16 protein-coding genes are annotated in these 18276 nt (G+C 61.7%); 9 read left to right on the top strand and 7 right to left on the bottom strand.

What is annotated here, in order from left to right; translation table 11 throughout:
• The first annotated feature begins 291 nt into the window (after positions 1-291).
• Positions 292-2298: an acetate--CoA ligase gene (acs, locus tag HMPREF3175_RS08660; RefSeq protein ID WP_035757826.1), complete on the top strand. Its 2007-nt coding sequence runs from the start codon at positions 292-294 to the stop codon at positions 2296-2298.
• Positions 2299-2483: 185 nt separating this feature from the next.
• On the opposite strand, the gene HMPREF3175_RS08655 is transcribed toward acs, so the two are convergent.
• The gene (locus tag HMPREF3175_RS08655) at positions 2484-3704 is read right to left on the bottom strand and encodes a MarP family serine protease (RefSeq protein ID WP_052048739.1); all 1221 of its coding nucleotides are present in this window, start codon (positions 3702-3704) and stop codon (positions 2484-2486) included.
• Between the two features lie 270 nt (positions 3705-3974).
• On the opposite strand from HMPREF3175_RS08655, the gene HMPREF3175_RS08650 reads away from it, so the two are divergent.
• A complete protein-coding gene (locus HMPREF3175_RS08650) occupies positions 3975-4652 on the top strand; it encodes a Crp/Fnr family transcriptional regulator (RefSeq protein ID WP_070491989.1) in 678 nt (225 codons plus the stop codon).
• 13 nt (positions 4653-4665) lie between these two features.
• Here the strand turns inward: HMPREF3175_RS08650 and HMPREF3175_RS08645 are convergent, their stop codons facing one another.
• The 3 genes from HMPREF3175_RS08645 to HMPREF3175_RS08635 are packed head-to-tail and all read right to left on the bottom strand — an operon-like array spanning position 4666 to position 6434.
• The gene (locus HMPREF3175_RS08645) at positions 4666-5676 is read right to left on the bottom strand and encodes an NUDIX hydrolase (protein WP_141742512.1); all 1011 of its coding nucleotides are present in this window, start codon (positions 5674-5676) and stop codon (positions 4666-4668) included.
• Positions 5673-6167, bottom strand: a complete 495-nt coding sequence (locus tag HMPREF3175_RS08640; protein ID WP_052048736.1) for a RidA family protein — start codon at positions 6165-6167, stop codon at positions 5673-5675. The genes HMPREF3175_RS08645 and HMPREF3175_RS08640 overlap by 4 nt, the downstream gene beginning before the upstream one ends.
• A 57-nt stretch (positions 6168-6224) precedes the next feature.
• Positions 6225-6434, bottom strand: a complete 210-nt coding sequence (locus tag HMPREF3175_RS08635; RefSeq protein WP_070491983.1) for a DUF4177 domain-containing protein — start codon at positions 6432-6434, stop codon at positions 6225-6227.
• 152 nt (positions 6435-6586) lie between these two features.
• Here HMPREF3175_RS08635 and HMPREF3175_RS08630 point away from each other — a divergent pair, with 152 nt between their 5' ends.
• Entirely contained in the window at positions 6587-8992 is a 2406-nt protein-coding gene (locus tag HMPREF3175_RS08630; protein WP_176745152.1) for a transglycosylase domain-containing protein, read from the top strand.
• A gap of 4 nt (positions 8993-8996) precedes the next feature.
• Complete coding sequence (locus HMPREF3175_RS08625; RefSeq protein ID WP_141739830.1) at positions 8997-10016, top strand: metallophosphoesterase; 1020 nt, start codon at positions 8997-8999, stop codon at positions 10014-10016.
• 9 nt (positions 10017-10025) lie between these two features.
• Here HMPREF3175_RS08625 and HMPREF3175_RS08620 read toward each other — a convergent pair whose 3' ends face one another.
• Both HMPREF3175_RS08620 and purD read right to left on the bottom strand, forming a co-directional pair.
• The gene (locus HMPREF3175_RS08620; RefSeq protein WP_070491977.1) at positions 10026-10973 is read right to left on the bottom strand and encodes a phosphoribosylaminoimidazolesuccinocarboxamide synthase; all 948 of its coding nucleotides are present in this window, start codon (positions 10971-10973) and stop codon (positions 10026-10028) included.
• Positions 10970-12289, bottom strand: coding sequence for a phosphoribosylamine--glycine ligase (purD, locus tag HMPREF3175_RS08615; RefSeq protein ID WP_070491974.1), 1320 nt, complete (start codon positions 12287-12289; stop codon positions 10970-10972). Before purD ends, HMPREF3175_RS08620 begins: the two co-directional genes overlap by 4 nt.
• 131 nt (positions 12290-12420) lie before the next feature.
• On the opposite strand from purD, the gene HMPREF3175_RS08610 reads away from it, so the two are divergent.
• The 5 genes from HMPREF3175_RS08610 to purM all read left to right on the top strand — a co-directional run bounded on the left by HMPREF3175_RS08610 (position 12421) and on the right by purM (position 17216).
• Positions 12421-13488, top strand: coding sequence for an asparaginase (locus HMPREF3175_RS08610; protein WP_070491971.1), 1068 nt, complete (start codon positions 12421-12423; stop codon positions 13486-13488).
• A gap of 128 nt (positions 13489-13616) precedes the next feature.
• Positions 13617-13997 carry a sterol carrier family protein gene (locus tag HMPREF3175_RS08605; RefSeq protein ID WP_070491968.1) on the top strand — a complete coding sequence of 127 codons (381 nt, stop codon included), beginning with the start codon at positions 13617-13619 and terminating at the stop codon, positions 13995-13997.
• A 76-nt stretch (positions 13998-14073) separates the two neighbouring features.
• Positions 14074-14487, top strand: a complete 414-nt coding sequence (locus HMPREF3175_RS08600) for a DUF2207 domain-containing protein (protein ID WP_083289525.1) — start codon at positions 14074-14076, stop codon at positions 14485-14487.
• Positions 14488-14492: 5 nt separating this feature from the next.
• Complete coding sequence (purF, locus tag HMPREF3175_RS08595) at positions 14493-16010, top strand: amidophosphoribosyltransferase (protein WP_070491965.1); 1518 nt, start codon at positions 14493-14495, stop codon at positions 16008-16010.
• A gap of 63 nt (positions 16011-16073) precedes the next feature.
• Entirely contained in the window at positions 16074-17216 is a 1143-nt protein-coding gene (purM, locus tag HMPREF3175_RS08590) for a phosphoribosylformylglycinamidine cyclo-ligase (RefSeq protein WP_070491963.1), read from the top strand.
• 1 nt (position 17217) lies between these two features.
• On the opposite strand, the gene HMPREF3175_RS08585 is transcribed toward purM, so the two are convergent.
• Positions 17218-18231, bottom strand: a complete 1014-nt coding sequence (locus HMPREF3175_RS08585; protein WP_256276348.1) for a Sir2 family NAD-dependent protein deacetylase — start codon at positions 18229-18231, stop codon at positions 17218-17220.
• Positions 18232-18276: the final 45 nt, after the last annotated feature.

The following is an 18276-nucleotide window of genomic DNA, read 5'->3' as shown; positions in this document are numbered from 1 at the left end:
GTCTTGCGTTGCAGTTTCACGTTCCGGTTTCATACTCTGAGAGCATGATGCGTCTCACTTCACCCTACCGGTAGGCCACCGCTACGTCCCGCCTGATGCTCGTCTTGCACACCTGCCCGGTAACGGCCCCGTAGGCCGATGCCTAGTGCGTTCTGTTTTGTGTCTGCTGATTTGCTCCTGAGAGAAAGCCCGTGTATCTCTATTTATAGGGTGACCTGCCTCACATAAGATGGAAGCTAAGTGATCCAGATCACCAACTGTCTTATCGCTTACTTGTCCTGAGGAGTCTCCATGTCAGAGAACACGGCAATGGATAACCTGAGCCATGAGGATCGCTCGTTCCCTCCTGGCCCGGATTTCGTGAAGAACGCCGTCGCACACGCAGACCTTTACGAGCGCGCCGCGCAGGACCGCTTGGGCTATTGGGCGGAACGTTCGCGTGAGGCATTGACGTGGGCTGAGGATTTCACCACGGTTCTCAACGATTCTGAGGCGCCTTTCTATAAGTGGTTTGAGGACGGCAAGCTCAACGCTGCGTATAACGCTGTGGACCGTCACGTTGAGGCCGGAAACGGTGATCGTGTAGCGATCTATTTCGAGGACGAGACCGGCGCGACGTCAACCTACACGTACGCCGAGCTCGCTACGGCCGTGAAGAAGGCCGCCAACGCGTTCAGTGAGCTGGGTGTTGGTTCTGGGGACCGCATCGCTGTCTACATGCCGATGATCCCGGAGGCCGTGATTACGATGCTGGCCTCAGCCCGCCTCGGCGCGATCCACTCGGTTGTGTTCGCTGGTTTCTCTGCGGATGCTTTGCGTTCGCGTGTGGATGATGCGGAAGCCAAGCTGGTTGTCACCGCTGACGGGAACTGGCGCCGTGGGAAGCCGAATCCGGTCAAGAAGGTTGTGGACGCCGCTCTTGAGGCTGATGGCCACACGGTGACTAACGTTGTGGTTGTACGTAACAACAAGGAAGAGCCTGAAACATGGGTTGATGGCCGCGATGTGTGGTGGCACGAGGTCGTGGAGAACGCTTCGGATGAGCACACCGCTGAAGCGTTCGAGGCCGAGCATCCGCTGTTCATCCTCTACACCTCGGGAACCACAGGTAAGCCGAAGGGTATTCTGCACACCACCGGCGGCTACCTGACTCAGGCCGCGGTCACCGCGAAAGACACGTTCGATCTGCACCCAGAGACTGACGTTTACTGGTGCACCGCGGACATCGGCTGGATCACCGGCCACTCGTATGTCACCTACGGCCCGCTCATCAATGGCGCCACGATGTTGATGTACGACGGCACGATGGACACCCCGGATAAGGGCCGTTGGTGGGATCTTGTTGAGAAGTACAAGGTCACCATCATGTACACCGCTCCAACCGCTATCCGTACCGCTATGAAGTGGGGCCGCGAGATCCCTGACGCCCGCGACCTCTCGTCGTTGCGCGTGCTCGGTTCCGTGGGTGAACCGATCAACCCGGAAGCGTGGATGTGGTACCGCGAAGTCATTGGCGCGAACAACGGCGCCGGTACGGATGGCGCGCCGGGCCCACGCAAGGAATACCCCGCCCCGATCGTGGATACGTGGTGGCAGACCGAAACCGGCGCCCACATGATCAGCCCGCTACCGGGCGTCACGGCAACCAAGCCTGGCTCCGCGCAGACCCCTGTTGCGGGCGTGACCGTCGATGTTGTGGACGATTTGGGCACCCCGCTCGGCAACGGCGAAGCCGGCCTGCTAGTGATCCGGGAACCGTGGCCGTCCATGTTGCGCGGCATCTGGAACGACCCAGAACGCTATAAGGAAACCTACTGGGACCGCTTTGGCGACATGTACTTTGCAGGCGATGGTGCCAAGAAGGACAAGGACGGCGACCTGTGGCTCATGGGTCGTGTGGATGACGTCATGAACGTTTCCGGGCACCGCCTCTCCACCACCGAAATCGAGTCTTCACTCGTCGCTCACGAAGCGGTCGCTGAAGCCGCGGTGGTCGGTGCCGCGGATGAGACCAAGGGCGAGGCGGTTGTCGCGTTCGTGATCCTCAGCAGAGACGCCGATTCCTGGCCTGAAGACATCACGGAACAGCTGCGCCAGCACGTCGCTACCGACATCGGCGCGATCGCCCGCCCGAAGGCCGTATTCGCAGTACCTGAACTTCCAAAGACCCGCTCCGGCAAGATTATGCGTCGCTTGCTCAAGGACGTCGCTGAAGGACGCCCAGCAGGTGATTCCTCGACGTTGGCGGACACCACGGTGATGAACCAGATTTCCGAATCGATGCGGAATAAGGGCTAATTCCTCACCGGGGTACCCCGACGCGCGTAAACGGCGTGGCTGGAAACTTCCCCGCCAGGCCACATAAAAACGATGCGGTGGACAGACGAACTGTCCACCGCATCGTCCTTTAAAACTTGCTGCCTTGTTACTCGCAGGAATCCGTCGGTTGATACTGGCAGGAACCGGCAGGAACCGGCAGGAACCTACTCGCAGGTGCCTGTTGGCACGGCGGCGGTCCGGTTCGGGGCTTCGGCAACGATGGTTTTGAGTTCATCGTTCGTGATCGCATAGCCAACGTTGTCTTCATCCTTGGACTTAGCGAAGATCATTCCACTGAACTTGCCGTCATCATCCACGAGCGGGCCGCCAGAGTTACCGCGTTTGACGTCAGCGGCGAGCTGGTACACGTCCACAGAAGATGAGCCGTTGCCGTAAATGTTAGGCAACTGGGCCGCCGCGCGTTGCTTCACAGCGGCATGCGAAACCGTGTACGGGCCGCCGGCAGGGAAGCCCATGAACGTAGCGTGATCCCCAGCGCGCAGGGTTGGCCCCATCTCAAGCGGCTGCATTCCGAGCCCATCCACCGCGATCACGGCGATGTCTCTGCGTGGATCGAAGGTGACCGTCCGGCCCGTGAGTGCGCGACCATCCGGGGTCTCGACAACGGGTTGTTCGATGCCGCGCACAACGTGGGCGTTAGTGATCAAACGGTCTGGCGCGATCGCGAATGAGGTGCCTGTCTGGTTCACGCCACACGCGCTCGCGATACCGGAAACACGCGCGATGGAATCTTTCGCGGAGTGCTGCTGCTCAGTAGTCTGGGCGCCTTCCGGGATTGAGGCATGCGGTGACGCTGCAGGCGACGGATCCCCTGGGGCCGGGCCGGAAAGAGAGAGCTTCGGAACGGAGATTTCCGGCAGCTCGAGCGCGGCCACCGCCAAGCGAGCCTCGCCGAATGCGCGCTCCATAACCTCCGGCGTGGTGTCACGCACCGACTGAACCACTTTGGAATTAGCTAGCTGCGGCGAAAGCCACGGCATCCCCAACGCAGACCACGTGAACGCGAGAGCTGAAATAGTGATCCAGGTCGCCACGAAATACAACACGGAACCACCCAAGCGGTCCCACCAACGCGGGCGAGGACGGTCCATCCAACGCCGGATCTGCGCCGCCGTCGCTTCGCCGAGCCCCTGGCCGAGCGCCAACAAGACAGCGAATGTCAAGAATAGGCCGGCGGCACGCCACGCGGGGTCTTGAATCCAGCGGGCCATCAATGGGACGCAGAAAAACGCCGCGGTAGCCCCAGCCAGAAAACCCGCTGTGGCACCTAAAGAAACAAGGAACGCTTTACGCCAACCGGTCCATAACTGGGCGATGATCAGAATGATCAGAATCCAGTCGATGAGGTGCAGACCTAGAAACACCGCACCCCCTCCATGCGTCGCTACGTTCCTACGGCGCCACACGATTTCAGTCGCGGCGCTCAGTAATGTGGCACGGCACGCAGCTTTACACGCACCTGCCGTGCTGAACATCCTAACTAAGCACGCACGGCCAACCTCACCTTCTTTGCAGAACGTTATGTAATTGTTTTCAAAATAGTGAGGCGCGGCCGAAATCTGCTTGCAAGACGTGTCATGCGGCACAATAGTATTGAACGAAGGCCATAAATCTGCAATTTCTGAAGGAGACCCATGGACATCGAGGTCCTTCGCCGGGCGCCGCTGTTCGCGCATCTGAGCGACGAAGCTTTCAACGTTCTGACCGAAGAACTCACCCAGGTCGATCTGACCCGTGGCATGTCCGTCTTCCACGAAGGCGATCAAGGCGATCAGCTCTACGTGATCATTTCCGGCAAGATCAAGCTGGGTCGCACCGCCGCAGACGGCCGTGAGAATCTTCTGGCCCTCCTCGGTCCGGGCGAACTGTTCGGCGAGATGGCGTTGTTTGATCCGCATCCGCGTAACGCGACAGCTACCGCCGTAACCGAGACCCACCTCGCTGGCCTGCGCCACGAAAACCTGCGCCGTGCACTCGCCACCAACCCTGAGGTTTCCGCGCAGCTACTGCAGGCGCTGGCCCGCCGCTTGCGCCGCACCAACGATTCGCTGGCAGACCTCGTGTTCTCCGATGTGCCAGGACGCGTGGCGAAAGCCCTCCTGGACCTCGCGGACCGTTTTGGCCGCCCAACTGCGGACGGGATCCTCGTTCCTCACGAGCTCACCCAGGAAGAGCTCGCCCAGCTGGTTGGCGCCTCCCGCGAGACCGTGAACAAGGCACTGGCTGAGTTTGTGCAGCGCGGCTGGCTACGGCTTGAGGCTCGCGCCGTCGTAATCCTCGATGCCCAGCGCCTCCGCCAGCGTTCACGCTAGGCATCCAGGAGTCCTAGGTGTCCCGGCGCTGTTCAGGCGGATGGTCTGTCACGAGTTTGAGTCCCCACTCGAATCCGCCAACCATCCGGTGAATCAGCTCCATACGCCCGTGCGACCATGCACGCGGTTGTGACATGAACGCCACCAGACCGCGCGCATGGTTCACTTCTTCCATGACGGCCTGGATTGGCGGGGCTACCGCCTCAGACCAGGGTGCCGCGTTCTTCGCAGCCGAGCTCTTCGCCGCCGTGTTCTCCATTGCTGCGCCGCTAGGGTCCGCATTGCCAGGCCATGCCGCGCCAGGCTCGATGCTGGATGCGGGACCGTCCGGATCTGCGATCTGCTTGGCGGCCTCATCGCGGTCTACCGAGACCCACGCACCCCAGCCGTCGCCGCCTGGGGGTAGGGAGACTTCCTGACCTACCGGCAAAGCGATAGCGAATACGGTGCTCTCGACCCTGCGCAGAGCATAATCGGCGCTTTCCCACCGGCACACGAACCTCAACAGATCAGTGCGCAATCCCCATCCGCGATGCTCGATCCATTGAGAGAAACGCGTGCTGTCCGCCTGGATCTCAGACCGTGCCGTGGTCCATTCAGCGCTACCGAGCGAATCCACGATGTCCACATCCGAGACCCCTGCAAGCAGGATCCCTGTCTCGAGGAACAACCCCCGTACCGCGGCCATCACCGAGCGGCGCGCACCTGCAACGTCATCGGTACCGATCCTGGCGGCCCATTCGCGTGCGGAAGGCCCAAACCATCGCACGTTGTCGTCATCGACCGGCTCGACCAGCGCCGATGGCGGCGCGATCGACCCCAACGGCGAGTCCGGTTGCCGCTGCGTAAGCCATGTGACCAGGCCGTGGGATTGCTGATCCAAAACCATGACCTGGCTCGCGTGCCGCACCCTCACCGGATGCGGATGCTCAAGCTCAAACCAGTTCCGGGCCGCGGCCCTCTCCCACCGTGGAACCGGATACACCCGGCGGTTCAGCGCCAAGGGGCGGTACAGACGCTTCAATCGAATGCGACGGTGACTTCGACTTCAACGGGAGAATCCAGCGGCAGAACCGGAACGCCAACCGCTGAGCGCGCGTGAGTGCCCGCTTCCCCGAAGATCTCACCCAACAGTTCGGAAGCGCCATTGACTACACCCGGTTGCCCCGTGAAGTCAGGAGTTGAAGCCACGAACCCGGTGACCTTGACAACGCGAGTCACACGGTCCAAGGAGCCCAGTTCCGAACGGATCGCAGCCAACGCGTTGATCGCCGCGGTACGAGCCAAGCCATACGCCTGCTCCGCGCTGACCTCGCCACCGACCTTGCCGGTTGCCGGCAACTGGCCGTCCACCATCGGCAACTGGCCTGAGGTCTGGACCGTACCGTTGAACGTCACCGCAGGAACATAAGCCGCCAACGGCTTCACAACCTCCGGCAACTCAATCCCTAACTCGCTCAGCCTCTGCTCGAAAGAGCCCTGCTTCCCGCTGCCTTCTTGGCCTGCAGATGCCATCACAATCCCCCACTCAACTCAGCTATATAGCTACGTGTTTATGTCAGTCCCGAGCGCTTACTCAGCTTCGAATGGACGCTTAAAGTAGCCCACCAAGTTCACTGCCGGTGCGGAAACAATCTCAGCGCCGGTCGCCGGAGCCGCGGAACCAGCGGCAGGCATCGAAACGACCTGTACCAGTTCCCAGCCCTGCTTGCCGAAGTTATCCAAAATAGCTTTAGTGTTATGCACCATCAAAGGTGCCGTGAAGTACTCCCACTTAGTCATGCTTCTAAGCCTAACCCGCTCAACACTTGTACGTGAGCGCTTCCGTACGCATGCAAGCTACATCCACAGGCTCTTGTGAATACATCCACAGTCTGACCCGCTTCTAAGGTCCCTCCGGTACGCTAGAGCCTATGTCCCAAGGTAAGTCCCTCATGAGCACGTCTACCTCAACCGTGCGTAGACTCATCGGATTCTTGCTCGCGAGCGTCCTCGCTGGCGCCCTCACGGCAGGCACCCTGGTGCCTCTCGTGGTATTCACTGGCACAGCGACCAACATGGCTTCTGACGCTTACGCATCGATCCCGTCGTTCCCTAAGACGACGTCGGTGCCTGAGTCCTCGGTTGTTTATGACCGCAACGGCAAGGTCGTGGCGAAGTTCTTCGCGCAAGACCGCAAGCCAGTCAAGCTCAAAAATATTTCGCCTTGGATGCAGAAAGCGATCGTCTCCGTTGAAGACGAGCGTTTCTACGAACACGGTGGTGCGGACCCGCGCGGTATTTTGCGTGCAGCTGTAGCTAACTTGGCGGGCGCCGGCGGCCAGCAGGGTGCGTCCACACTGACCCAGCAGTACGTCAACAACCGCAATATCCTTAACCAGATCGCTGACGGCGTTCCAGCTTCCGAGCTGACTATCTCCGGCAACAAGTCCGTTGCCGATAAGGCTCGGGAAATCAAGTGGGCCAACGAGATCGAGCAGACGATGAGCAAGGACGAGATCCTCGAGGGCTACCTCAACCTCGTCTTGTTCTCCGGAACCACCTACGGTGTCGAAGCCGCCGCGCAGCGTTTCTTCTCGATCCCTGCGAAGAAGCTCAGCATTGAGCAGTCCGCGATGCTCGCTGGCATGGTTCAGCGCCCGGGCTACTTCAACCCGCTCACTAACCCTGAAGCGACCAAGCAGCGCCGTGATGCCGTGTTGAGCCGTATGTTGCACAACGAGGCGATCACGAAGGAACAGTACGACAAGGCTGTCAAGAAGGACTTGGGACTGAAGCCTTCTGACACCAAGTCAGGCTGCACGGCCGCGAAAGAAGCCCCATACTTCTGCACGTACGTGTACTGGGAAATCTTGAAGAACCCGGAGTTCGGTAAGACCCAGCAGGACCGCGAATACCTGCTCCTCAACGGTGGTCTTCAGATCCACACAACCTTGGACATGAAGCTGCAGAAGGCAGCGAATAAGCAAGTCCGCGAGGCAGTTCCAGAAGGCGATAAGGGCGGCTTGGGCTCCGCAATCGTCTCGCGTGACAACAAGACCGGCGACATCCTCGCGATGGCTCAGAACACGCGTTTCGGAACCAGCGAGAAGAACCCTGCCGCCTACACCGAATACAACTTCACCACTGACCGCTCCCACGGCGGCTCCGGTGGCTTCCAGGGTGGTTCTACCGCTAAGCCGTGGACTGCGATGGCCTGGATCGAAGCCGGTAAGAGCGTGAAATCCACCGTCAACGCGTCCCGCCGTGACTACAGTGGCACGTCGTGGGATGCCTCATGCCTGCCGGGCAAGCGATACAAGATCTTCAAAGAGTGGGACGTCGGCAACGCGATCGCGAACCAGTACAAGAACATGCCGATGAATAAGGGCCTCTACTGGTCCATCAACTCCGCGACCGTCGCTGAGGCCTACCAGTTGGACTTGTGCGACATCACCTCCGTCGCTGAGCGTATGGGCTTGCTCGAGGGCCAGGTCACAACGCAGGGCGAACCTGCTGACGCTAAATCACTGGCGTCCTCCGGCCCTTCGTTGGTTCTTGGCGCTCAGCCCGTGACACCTCTGGCCCAAGCACGCGGTTTCGGTGCCTTCGCTAACAAGGGCATGATCTGCAACAACCGTGTCTTCACCAAGATCAAGGGTGCTGACGGAACCAAGTACAAGGTTCCTGAGCCTGAGTGCAAGCGCGTCTTCGAAGAAAACGACGTCTCCACTCTCAATAGCATCCTCACTAAGATCGCCCGCGAACGCGTGGTCATGGGCCGGTTCAGCGCCCCTACCGGCGGTAAGACCGGTACTAACGACAACGCGACCTCAACCTGGTTTGCCGGCTACACCGAAGGCATGACGACTGTTGCCTGGATTGGCCGTAAGGACGGCACAACCCAGCTTGGTCTGAACAACGGCATCAAGCTGCGCGGTATCCCTGTTCGCAAGGGTGACTCGATGACACACGCTGGCCCGATGTGGGCTAAGTACATGGCTCAGGTGTACCAGAACTACGATCACGGTCGGATCCCGAACGAGGTCAAGCAACCGCACGCCTCTTCCTCCGATGACTCTGATGAAGAGGTAGACAGCATGCCGGCTCCATCCTCCCCGAGGCCGTCCCTAGGCTCGGCGCAGGGCGAGACGGCTTCGGTTGAGTCCTCCTCATCTTCAGACTCGACGCAGTCCTCGACGACGGCATCGTCGTCCGGCTCCTCTTCCCCTGCTTCCTCGCGCAGTGAGTCACGTGGTGCCTCACGCAGTGAGAGCTCGAACCCTCCTCGTAGGAACGAGCAACCGGCTAGGGAGAACAACAACGGCAACAGGGGTAATTCTGGCCAGGAGGACGACTGATCCTGTGCCACGACTGAAACGTTGTGCCGTCTATGCCGGCGGCTCGGCAGTAGCTTTGAGCTCCGTCATCGCCGCGAAGGCCGCCTGGAATGCGCTGGATTTCCAACTCGAAGAGCACACCGTGCCCGTCCTGGAACCGGGTGCCCAGCCGATCCGTCTGCTACACATTTCGGATATCCACATGGCTCCCGGGCAGAGCGCGAAAGCTATGTGGTTGCGTTCCCTGGCTGACCTGGAACCGGACCTTGTGATCAACACGGGCGATAACCTCGCCCGCCACAACGGCGAGGGCCCGCTCATCGAAGCTCTCGCACCGCTGCTCGAGCGCCCCGGCGCGTTCGTTCCGGGTTCGCACTGCTATCACACCTCGCGGCTGAAGAACCCGCTCTCCTACCTCAACAAGAAGCGCCTAACGGGTGAAAAGATCCGTTATGCACGCAAGGACGAACTCGATTGGCGGCGGATGCATGCCGCATTCGAAGACACCGGCTGGGTCAACGCCGCGAATGCGAATGGTTGGATCAAACTCCCCGCAGCGAATACATCGGGTGTCGCGGGTTCTGAGCCGCGCTCTGGGTCAGGCTTTAGGAATGCTCAGGAGGCCGCGTCGGCTACGCGCTGGGTCGCGGTCTCCGGGGTTGATGACCCGCACATCGGGCTGGATCAGCCCACGGGCTGGCCGGAGCCAACTATGGAACAGACCATCGGGACGGTCGCGTTCCGTTTAGGGCTCACGCACGCCCCCTACCGGAGGGTTCTGAACCAGCTCACGACGGCGGGCGCTGACTTGATCTTGGCTGGCCACACCCACGGCGGTCAGCTTGCCCTACCGGGTTTCGGCGCCGTGGTTTCCAACGCTGATATTCCGGCGGGCCGCGCGGCTGGGCTGGGTGTGTGGATCGCAGGCCGCAAACGCACCTACTTGAATGTTTCCCAAGGTATTGGGGCGAGCCGCTTTGTCCCGTTCCGCACCGGTTTCAAACCGGCCGCCTCCCTCATCACCCTGGTTGCCCGCGAGGTTTGATCTCGCTGCTTACGCGTAGGGCTGTGACAGCGGGGTGAATTCGCGGCCGGTGAGGCGCTCGTACGCTTCGACATAGCGCCGGGAGGTCGCCTCGACGATCTCGTCTGGCAGCGCTGGTGGGGCGGTATCGCTGGCTTTGTCCCAACCGGAGGCTTCAGAAGTCAGCCAATCGCGCACGAACTGTTTATCGAAGGACGGTTGCGACTGACCCGGCTGATATTCCGCGGCGTCCCAGAAACGTGAAGAGTCTGGGGTGAGAACCTCGTCGCCCAAAACCGTGCGGCCTGTGACGGGGTCTTGACCGAATTCGACCTTGGTGTCGGCAAGGATGATGCCGCGTTCGCGCGCGATCTTCTCGGCCCGCGTATAAACATCCAGGGTTAGCTCGGCGAGCTCTTCGGCTGCTTCACGGCCAACTCGGGCAGCCATCTGCTCGAACGTGATGTTCTCATCGTGCTCCCCAACCTCAGCTTTAGCGCTCGGGGTGAAGATCGCTGGCTCCAGCTTGGAGCCGTCAACCAGGCCCTCGGGTAGCTCGATGCCGGTCACGGTCTGGGTCTGCTTGTATTCAGCGAGCCCCGAGCCGGTCAGGTAGCCGCGGGCGATGCACTCGATCGGGTACATATCCAGCCGCTGGCAGATCATGGCGCGATGCGCTACAGGCTCCGGCACGTCCGTGGAGAGTACGTGGTTGGCAACGCCTGTGAGTTGTTCGAACCACCATAGGGACAGCTGGGTCAGCACCTCACCTTTATGGGTGATGGGCGTGCTCAGCACGTGGTCGTATGCGCTGATGCGGTCGGAGGCGACCACCAGGACGCGGTCGGTGATGTCTGGATCTTCCGGGACGTAGAGGTCACGCACCTTACCTGAATAGGTGTGCTTCCACCCTTCCAGCTGGATCGGATTGGTCGTGTACCCGCGCGCTGCTTGATGGTTCGTGCCCGTCTCACTCACTGTGCGTCTCCTTCCGTGGATGCGCCTTGGCCTACGCCGACGCTCGTGACGGTGATCTCGCCGCGGGCGGCTTTCAGCGCGATGTCGCTGCGGTGTTGCGCGCCGTCGAAGCTGATCTTGCCTACGCCTTCGTAGGCAGTTTCGCGGGCTTCGTTGAGGTCTTCGCCGAGCCCTACGACGGCGAGGACGCGCCCGCCTGCGGTGATGAGCTCGCCATCGTTGTTGAGTGCGGTTCCGGCGTGGAGGACGGACACGGCATCGTCAGCTTCAGCGGCCTCAACGCCGGTAATGACATCCCCCTTGGAGGAGGACTCGGGGTAGCCGGCCGAGGCCAACACGACCGCCACCGCGGTGCGTTCATCCCATACGAGCGGCTCGATCGTATCGAGCGTGCCACGCGCCGCAGCGAGCAGGATGCGCCCCAACGGCGAGCGCAGCCGTTGTAGTACCGGTTGGGTTTCTGGGTCGCCGAAGCGGGCGTTGAATTCGATGACACGCAGCCCGCGGCTTGTTACGGCAAGCCCGCAGTAGAGGACTCCGACGAACGGGGTTCCGCGGTTCTTCATTGCCGCCAGCGTCGGTTGAGCGACGCGTTCCATGACCTGGGCGACGAAGTTCTCCGGTAGCCACGGCAGTGGCGTGTAGGCGCCCATCCCGCCGGTGTTGGGGCCTTCGTCGTTGTCGAAGATGCGTTTGAAGTCTTGTGCCGGTTCGAGTGGGACGGCGTTGGTGCCGTCGGAGAGCACGAACAGCGAGACCTCTGGGCCGTCGAGGAATTCTTCGATGACTACGCTTCCGCCGGCTTCAAAGCAGGCTTGGGCGTGGGCGAGCGCTTCGGCGCGGTCGGAGGTCACAACAACGCCCTTGCCTGCCGCGAGACCATCATCCTTGACGACGTAGGGGGCGCCGAAGGTATCGAGCGCATCGGCGGCTTCTTCAGCGTTGACAGCAACCCGCGCCATCGCGGTGGGGACCTCGGCCTCGGCCATGATTTCTTTGGCGAAGGCTTTGGAAGCCTCAAGTTGGGCCGCGGCCTTCGATGGGCCGAACACCGGGATGCCGGCGGCAACGAGCGCGTCGGCGGCACCTGCAGCGAGCGGGGCCTCGGGGCCAACGACCACCAGATCAACCGCGAGCTCACGCGCGAGCGCTACGCACGCATCGGGATCTGTGGTGCTCAGTTCGTGGACGGGCACATCCGCGGCGATTCCGGCGTTACCGGGGGCGGCATGCACCTCGGTAACGGAGTCATCACGCAAAAGCGCACGGACAAGGGCGTGTTCGCGGCCGCCTGGGCCAATTACCAAGACCTTCACAGTTATCCATCCTATAGATTCCGCGCCGCATATTCTCGGAGTAGCGCAGTGCATTACTGCAGTGCACTACCCCGGTTGCCCGGCGGCGCCGCGGCCCCGCCCCGCCGTAGCCGGTGCACTACCCTGGCTGTATGACCTCAGACGCTTTCACTCCTTCGGACCCGCATTACAGCCCAGACCGTTCGATCACTGCCAATGACACCGTTGAGTTGGCGCATGTGACCCGTAACGGTGCGGTGGAATCCAGGCACCTCGGTGTCCTTGCCGTGGTGGGTCCTGATGGCGAGCTTGCGGCTTCGCTCGGCAACCCCGAGGCTCTGATTTTCCCGCGTTCTACGCTCAAGCCGTTCCAGGCTTTCGCTTCCCTGCGTGCCGGCGCTGAGTTGGACGATGAGGAGCTCGCTTTAGCATGTGCGTCTCACCAGGGTGGGGTGCGGCATCAGGAGTTGGCTAAGCGGATGTTGGCTGAAGCCGGGCTGGATGCGGGGGCTTTGAAGTGCCCGGATGCGATGCCTCGCGATAAGGGTGCCCGCCGCGAGAGGATCAAGCAGGATGCCGGCCCGGATAAGCTCGCGTTCAATTGCTCGGGTAAGCACGCCGGGTTTTTGAAGGCAACGGTGGCCAGTGGTGCGGACACGGGGTCCTATCTTGAGCCGGAGCATCCTGTTCAGCAGGATGCGTTGCGACTTCTGGAGGTTCTGGGTGGCGCCCCGTTGGGTGTGGTGGGCGTTGATGGGTGCGGCGCCCCGGCTCCGCAGCTCACGGTCACGGCTTTGGCTCGTGCGGTTTCCCGCTTATCCTCAGGCACGTTGCCTTCGGATGAGGGTTTTACGGATGAGGATGCGGCGTTGTGGTCCCGGATTGCTCCGGCGATGCTCGCCCACCCGTGGGCTGTTCACGGCGAGGGCGAGGAGAACACTGTCACGATGCAACGCACAGGCGTGGTCGCCAAGCTGGGTGCTGAGGCTGTGCTTGTTCTGGGCACCAAGGATGGTTATGGCCTTGCGTTGAAGATGCTCGATGGTAGCGACCGTGCGAACACCCGTGTTGGCTTGGATGCGTTGGTTGCGTTGGGGCTTGCTGATCCCGATGCGGTTGCGACCGCGCTCGCTGAGTTGGATCGGCCTGTTTTGGGTGGCGGTGCCCCGGTGGGTGAGGTCCGTAGTTCTGCCGCGGTGACCCGATTGCGTCGGGCTTGAGCGCCCGGTGACTGGCTTATGTCGTGGATGAGTGCGTTCGGTCACATGAAACGCCTATGCTGGGGTTAAGGTAACTCAGTCCTGGTGGCCGCATACGGCGGTTGCCGGGGAGCCTTGGGGAGGTTCGTGTGGCACAGAAACGTAAGATCTCGGTTGAGCAGGGCGAAGCTGCTGTTGCTGCGTGGCGCAATGGTCGTCAGAGCCTTGATAAGAAGACGGAAGCGATCGCTGTCCGCTATGTGTTGCAGCTTCTCACTGAGAAAGCTCCCGGCGGTTCGGTTGAGGTGCGCGTTCCACCTCATGGGGCTATCCAATGCATCGAGGGCACGTCTCATAAGCGCGGGACTCCACCGAACGTTGTTGAGATGACCCCGGATACGTGGCTTCAGTTGGCAACTGGTTCGCTCGGATGGGCCGATGCCGTGGAGCGCGGGCTCGTGGATGCATCCGGTACCCGCAGCGACTTGAGTGAATTCCTGCCTTTGTGCGAGGTCTCCCTCAGCAACTAGCGGTCTGGGCTGCGGACGTTGCGGTCGCGTGCGCTCCCAACGCCGTCTGCACGCACAACTGGGTAGGCTTGTCTTTATGACTGAAAAGCCGATCGAGAACCACGCACCTTCCGCGCGCCCAGCTGACATCCCAGGTGCCGGCCCAGCTGACGGCACAGCCGACGGTCCAGCTGAGGCAGGCTCCGCTAGTGAGGCTCAGCAACCGGTTGAGTTTGAGGTTCGTGTTGCGCCCAAGCCTGGCGCGTTCATGCTCACCGGCGGTGTGCTCGGTGTGATTCTCGCGTTGATTTCGGCCTGGTTGCGTGGCGGGACCGAGGACCACTCGATGGGGGCTGTTTTCGGTTTCCTCGCTGTTTTGTTCGCGATCATCGGCGTGGGGGTCGGTGCGATCGTCTTCTTGATCTTCGACCGTGTGGGCCGTAAGCGCACTCAACACATCTACGCAGTCAAGGAAACCGACCAAGAAACCGGCAGTGGTGTGACAAAATAGGCCGCATGGCTCGTGGCAACGGAATGCTCAATCATGACCTCCTCCCTGATGAACGCCCCGCACAGGAAGAATGCGGTGTTTTCGGCGTGTGGGCGCCGGGTGAGGACGTAGCGAAACTCACCTATTACGGCCTCTACGCTTTGCAACACCGCGGGCAAGAGTCCGCCGGTATCGCGGTTTCCAACGGCGAGCGCATCAATGTGTATAAAGACATCGGCTTGGTTTCGCATATTTTTGATGAGAACACTCTCAACGCGTTGTCGGGCCACATGGCGGTGGGTCACTGCCGGTATTCGACGACGGGCGCGAATAAGTGGGCTAACGCTCAGCCCACACTCGGGCCGACCCCGTTCGGTACGGTTGCCCTGGCTCACAACGGCAATATCACGAATACGCGTGAGCTCTCCCGCTTGATTGGTGAGCTGCATGGTGAGGAAACACGCGGCGAGGTCCGGGCGGGTAACACGACTGATACCGCGCTGATCACCTCGCTGTTGGATAACAACGCCCACGATTCCCTTGAGGCTACGATCGCTGAGCTTTTGCCTCGCTTGCGTGGCGCGTTCTCTCTTGTGTTCATGGATGAGCACACGCTGTATGCCGCGCGTGACCCGTGGGGTGTTCGCCCACTGGTTTTGGGGCGCCTTGAGCGCGGCTGGGTTGTCGCGAGCGAGCAGGCCGCGCTGGCCACGGTGGGTGCCAGCGTGATCCGGGAGATCGAGCCAGGCGAGATGGTTGCGATCGACGCCAACGGTGTTCGCACGACCCGTTTCGCTCAAGCCGACCGTGCCGGATGCATCTTCGAATACGTGTACCTCGCCCGCCCGGATGCGACCATCCAGGGGCGCAACGTGTATGAGTCCCGTGTTGAGATGGGCCGCGTCTTGGCGCGCGAGAACACCGCTGATGCCGACATCGTGATCCCGGTCCCGGATTCCGGAACCCCTGCCGCGATCGGTTACGCGGAAGCCTCCGGCATCCCGTTCGCACACGGTTTCGTGAAGAACGCGTATGTGGGACGGACCTTCATCCAGCCGACACAGACGCTGCGTCAGCTGGGTATCAAGCTCAAGCTCAACGCGATGGAGTCCGTGATCCGCGGCAAACGCGTAGTGGTTGTGGATGATTCGATCGTGCGCGGCAACACACAGCGCGCAGTGGTGCGTTCGCTACGTGAAGCCGGTGCGGCGGAGGTCCACGTGAAGATCTCTTCCCCGCCGGTCAAATGGCCGTGCTTCTACGGGATCGATTTCGCGACCCGCGCCGAGTTGATCGCCAACGGTGCCGATGAAAAACAGATCGCGCAATCGATCGGCGCTGACTCACTAGCCTATATTTCAGAAGAAGGCATGATCGCCGCGACCGAACAGCCACGCGAACAGTTGTGCACCGCGTGCTTCACGGGCGAGTACCCCATCGCGCTTCCTGACTATAAAGACCTCGGCCCGGAGGTCAGCGAACGTGACCCGGGCCGCCACCCGGAAATCGCAGAGAAACGTGCGCAGGCTCGCGCGCAGGCCTAAGCCCTAGCCCTGAGCCCTAACCCAGAGCCCTAGCCGCCCTTCAAACAAAGGAACTGAAACCCCATGAGCTCCCTTGATCAGCAACCCATTACCTATGCCGATGCTGGTGTGGACGTTGAGGCCGGCGACCGTGCGGTCGAGCTGATGAAGGCCTCCGTCAAAGCGACCCACTCCCCTGCCGTGGTGGGCGGTGTGGGTGGTTTCGCGGGCATGTATGACGCGTCTGCTCTGTTGAAGTACAAGCGTCCACTGTTGGCGTCCTCGACCGACGGTGTGGGCACCAAGGTCGCGATCGCTCAGGCGATGGATAAGCATGACACGATCGGTTTCGACCTGGTCGGGATGGTTGTTGATGACATCGTGGTGGTCGGCGCTGAGCCGCTGGTCATGACTGATTACATCGCGTGCGGCAAGGTGGTTCCTGAGCGGATCGCGGCGATCGTATCCGGTATCGCGGAAGGCTGCCGCCTGGCTGGCACCTCGCTCGTTGGCGGCGAGACCGCTGAACATCCTGGCCTGCTGGGCCCGGATGAGTACGATGTGGCAGGTGCCGCAACCGGTGTTGTTGAGGCTGATGCGATGCTCGGCCCGGAACGGGTCAAGGCTGGCGACCGCGTGATCGCGATGGCTTCCTCCGGTATCCACTCCAACGGCTATTCGCTGGTACGCCGCGTGATCCACGCCGCCGGGTGGGACCTGAACCGTGAGGTCACCGAGCTCGGCCGCACCTTGGGCGAGGAGTTACTCGAGCCGACCCGTATCTATGCCGGGGACTGCCTCTCGCTCATGCGTGCTCTCAACACCGAACCAGACTCCGCGGAAGCGCCGTTGCGTGGCTTCTCCCACGTGACCGGCGGCGGGCTGGCAGCGAACCTCGCCCGTGTTCTACCAGCCGGGCTCGCTGCGACTGTGGACCGCGGGACGTGGGAGCTTCCGCCGATCTTCTCGCTCATCAGCGAGCTCGGCAAGGTTCCACAAGATGACCTCGAACGCACCCTCAACGTCGGCGTCGGCATGGTCGCGATCGTCGCCCCCGACGCTGCGGCGGATGCGATCGCGCACCTCAACGCTCGCGGTGCGCAAGCGTGGGACATGGGTGAAGTCACCGAACTCACTGACGAGATCCGCGCGGATGAAGCCACCGTCCAGGGTGCTAAGGGCGTTGACGGCGGCGCAGTACGGCTCGTCGGCAACTACGCGGCCTGACTCACTCTTGTGAACGCAGCAGCTGAGCCTCGACCTCAAGCAAAGCCGGGGTGGCAAGCGTTCGCCACAGCACATCGACCTTGTCGTCGGCGCGGCCTGGGCCCGCGGTGATCGTTGCCGTCGGCTGGCCGCGCTTGAGCGCATCAAGCACAAAACGGTATCCCGACATCACAGCCAGCGAGCTACCGACCACCAGCAGCGTATCCGAGTCCGCTTTGAGCTCTTCAACCCGCTCGCGGCGCTCCTTCGGCACGTTCTCACCGAAATACACGACCAAAGGCTTCATCCTCTCCGAGCCGCACACAGCGCACGCAACCGTGGTGAAGCGAGCCACATCCGCATCGGACAACGTCACGTCACCGTCCGGGTTCACGTGCGCATCACGTACCGTGACCGTCTCCCGGTACCCAGGATTAGCCGCCTCCAAACGAACCTCATAGAGTTCGCGCGGCTCGGTGGCGCCACAGTCGAGGCATTCGACCTCGCTCATATCGCCGTGCAAAGCGATCACATCCGCGGCACCGGCTTGTTCGTGCAAGCCATCCACGTTCTGCGTCACGATCCCGGAGAGCAGACCGCGGCGCTGCCATTCGGCTAGAACACGATGGCCCAGGTTCGGGCGGGCCTGATTCATCAAACGATGCCCAATGAAAGCCCTCGCCCAGTACCGCTTCCGGGCCGCCGGGTCAGCACGGAACTCCTGGACCGTCATAGGGCGGGTGCGGCGCAACGAACCCTGCGGGCCACGGTAATCCGGGATACCTGAATCAGTAGAGACACCCGCACCCGTCAAAATCAGGACCTTGCCGCCGCGGACCATGCGCGTCACGGCCTCGCGGGCTTCAGCGTCCGGGGTCGGCTCGGCGCTATGCCCCACGGCACGCTCAAGGGAACGCAACGCAGCCTTATGCGCATCGACAACGCGAGGATTATCCGTAAACACCGTCTGCTCCTCGCTCCAGCGAGGCAACGGCGTCACACCCTGACGGCCAGCATGACCAGCGTTATCAGGCACTCAACCCTCCCTGCCTTTCAAACACGAAACGGGAACGCGAAAGGC

Source organism: Arthrobacter sp. HMSC08H08 (assembly GCF_001807575.1).
GTDB classification, from domain to species: domain Bacteria; phylum Actinomycetota; class Actinomycetes; order Actinomycetales; family Micrococcaceae; genus Pseudoglutamicibacter; species Pseudoglutamicibacter albus.
Note: the sequence above shows the minus strand (reverse complement) of the source record. Positions and strands in the feature narration are given on the sequence as shown.

Bases quoted from the DNA above. Each gene is read 5' to 3' on its own strand.
- acs (WP_035757826.1), top strand. From the start codon at position 292: ATGTCAGAGAACACGGCAATGGATAACCTGAGCCATGAGGATCGCTCG.
- HMPREF3175_RS08650 (WP_070491989.1), top strand. From the start codon at position 3,975: ATGGACATCGAGGTCCTTCGCCGGGCGCCGCTGTTCGCGCATCTGAGC.
- HMPREF3175_RS08640 (WP_052048736.1), bottom strand. From the start codon at position 6,167: ATGGCATCTGCAGGCCAAGAAGGCAGCGGGAAGCAGGGCTCTTTCGAG.
- HMPREF3175_RS08635 (WP_070491983.1), bottom strand. From the start codon at position 6,434: ATGACTAAGTGGGAGTACTTCACGGCACCTTTGATGGTGCATAACACT.
- HMPREF3175_RS08630 (WP_176745152.1), top strand. From the start codon at position 6,587: ATGAGCACGTCTACCTCAACCGTGCGTAGACTCATCGGATTCTTGCTC.
- HMPREF3175_RS08610 (WP_070491971.1), top strand. From the start codon at position 12,421: ATGACCTCAGACGCTTTCACTCCTTCGGACCCGCATTACAGCCCAGAC.
- HMPREF3175_RS08600 (WP_083289525.1), top strand. From the start codon at position 14,074: ATGACTGAAAAGCCGATCGAGAACCACGCACCTTCCGCGCGCCCAGCT.
- purF (WP_070491965.1), top strand. From the start codon at position 14,493: ATGGCTCGTGGCAACGGAATGCTCAATCATGACCTCCTCCCTGATGAA.
- purM (WP_070491963.1), top strand. From the start codon at position 16,074: ATGAGCTCCCTTGATCAGCAACCCATTACCTATGCCGATGCTGGTGTG.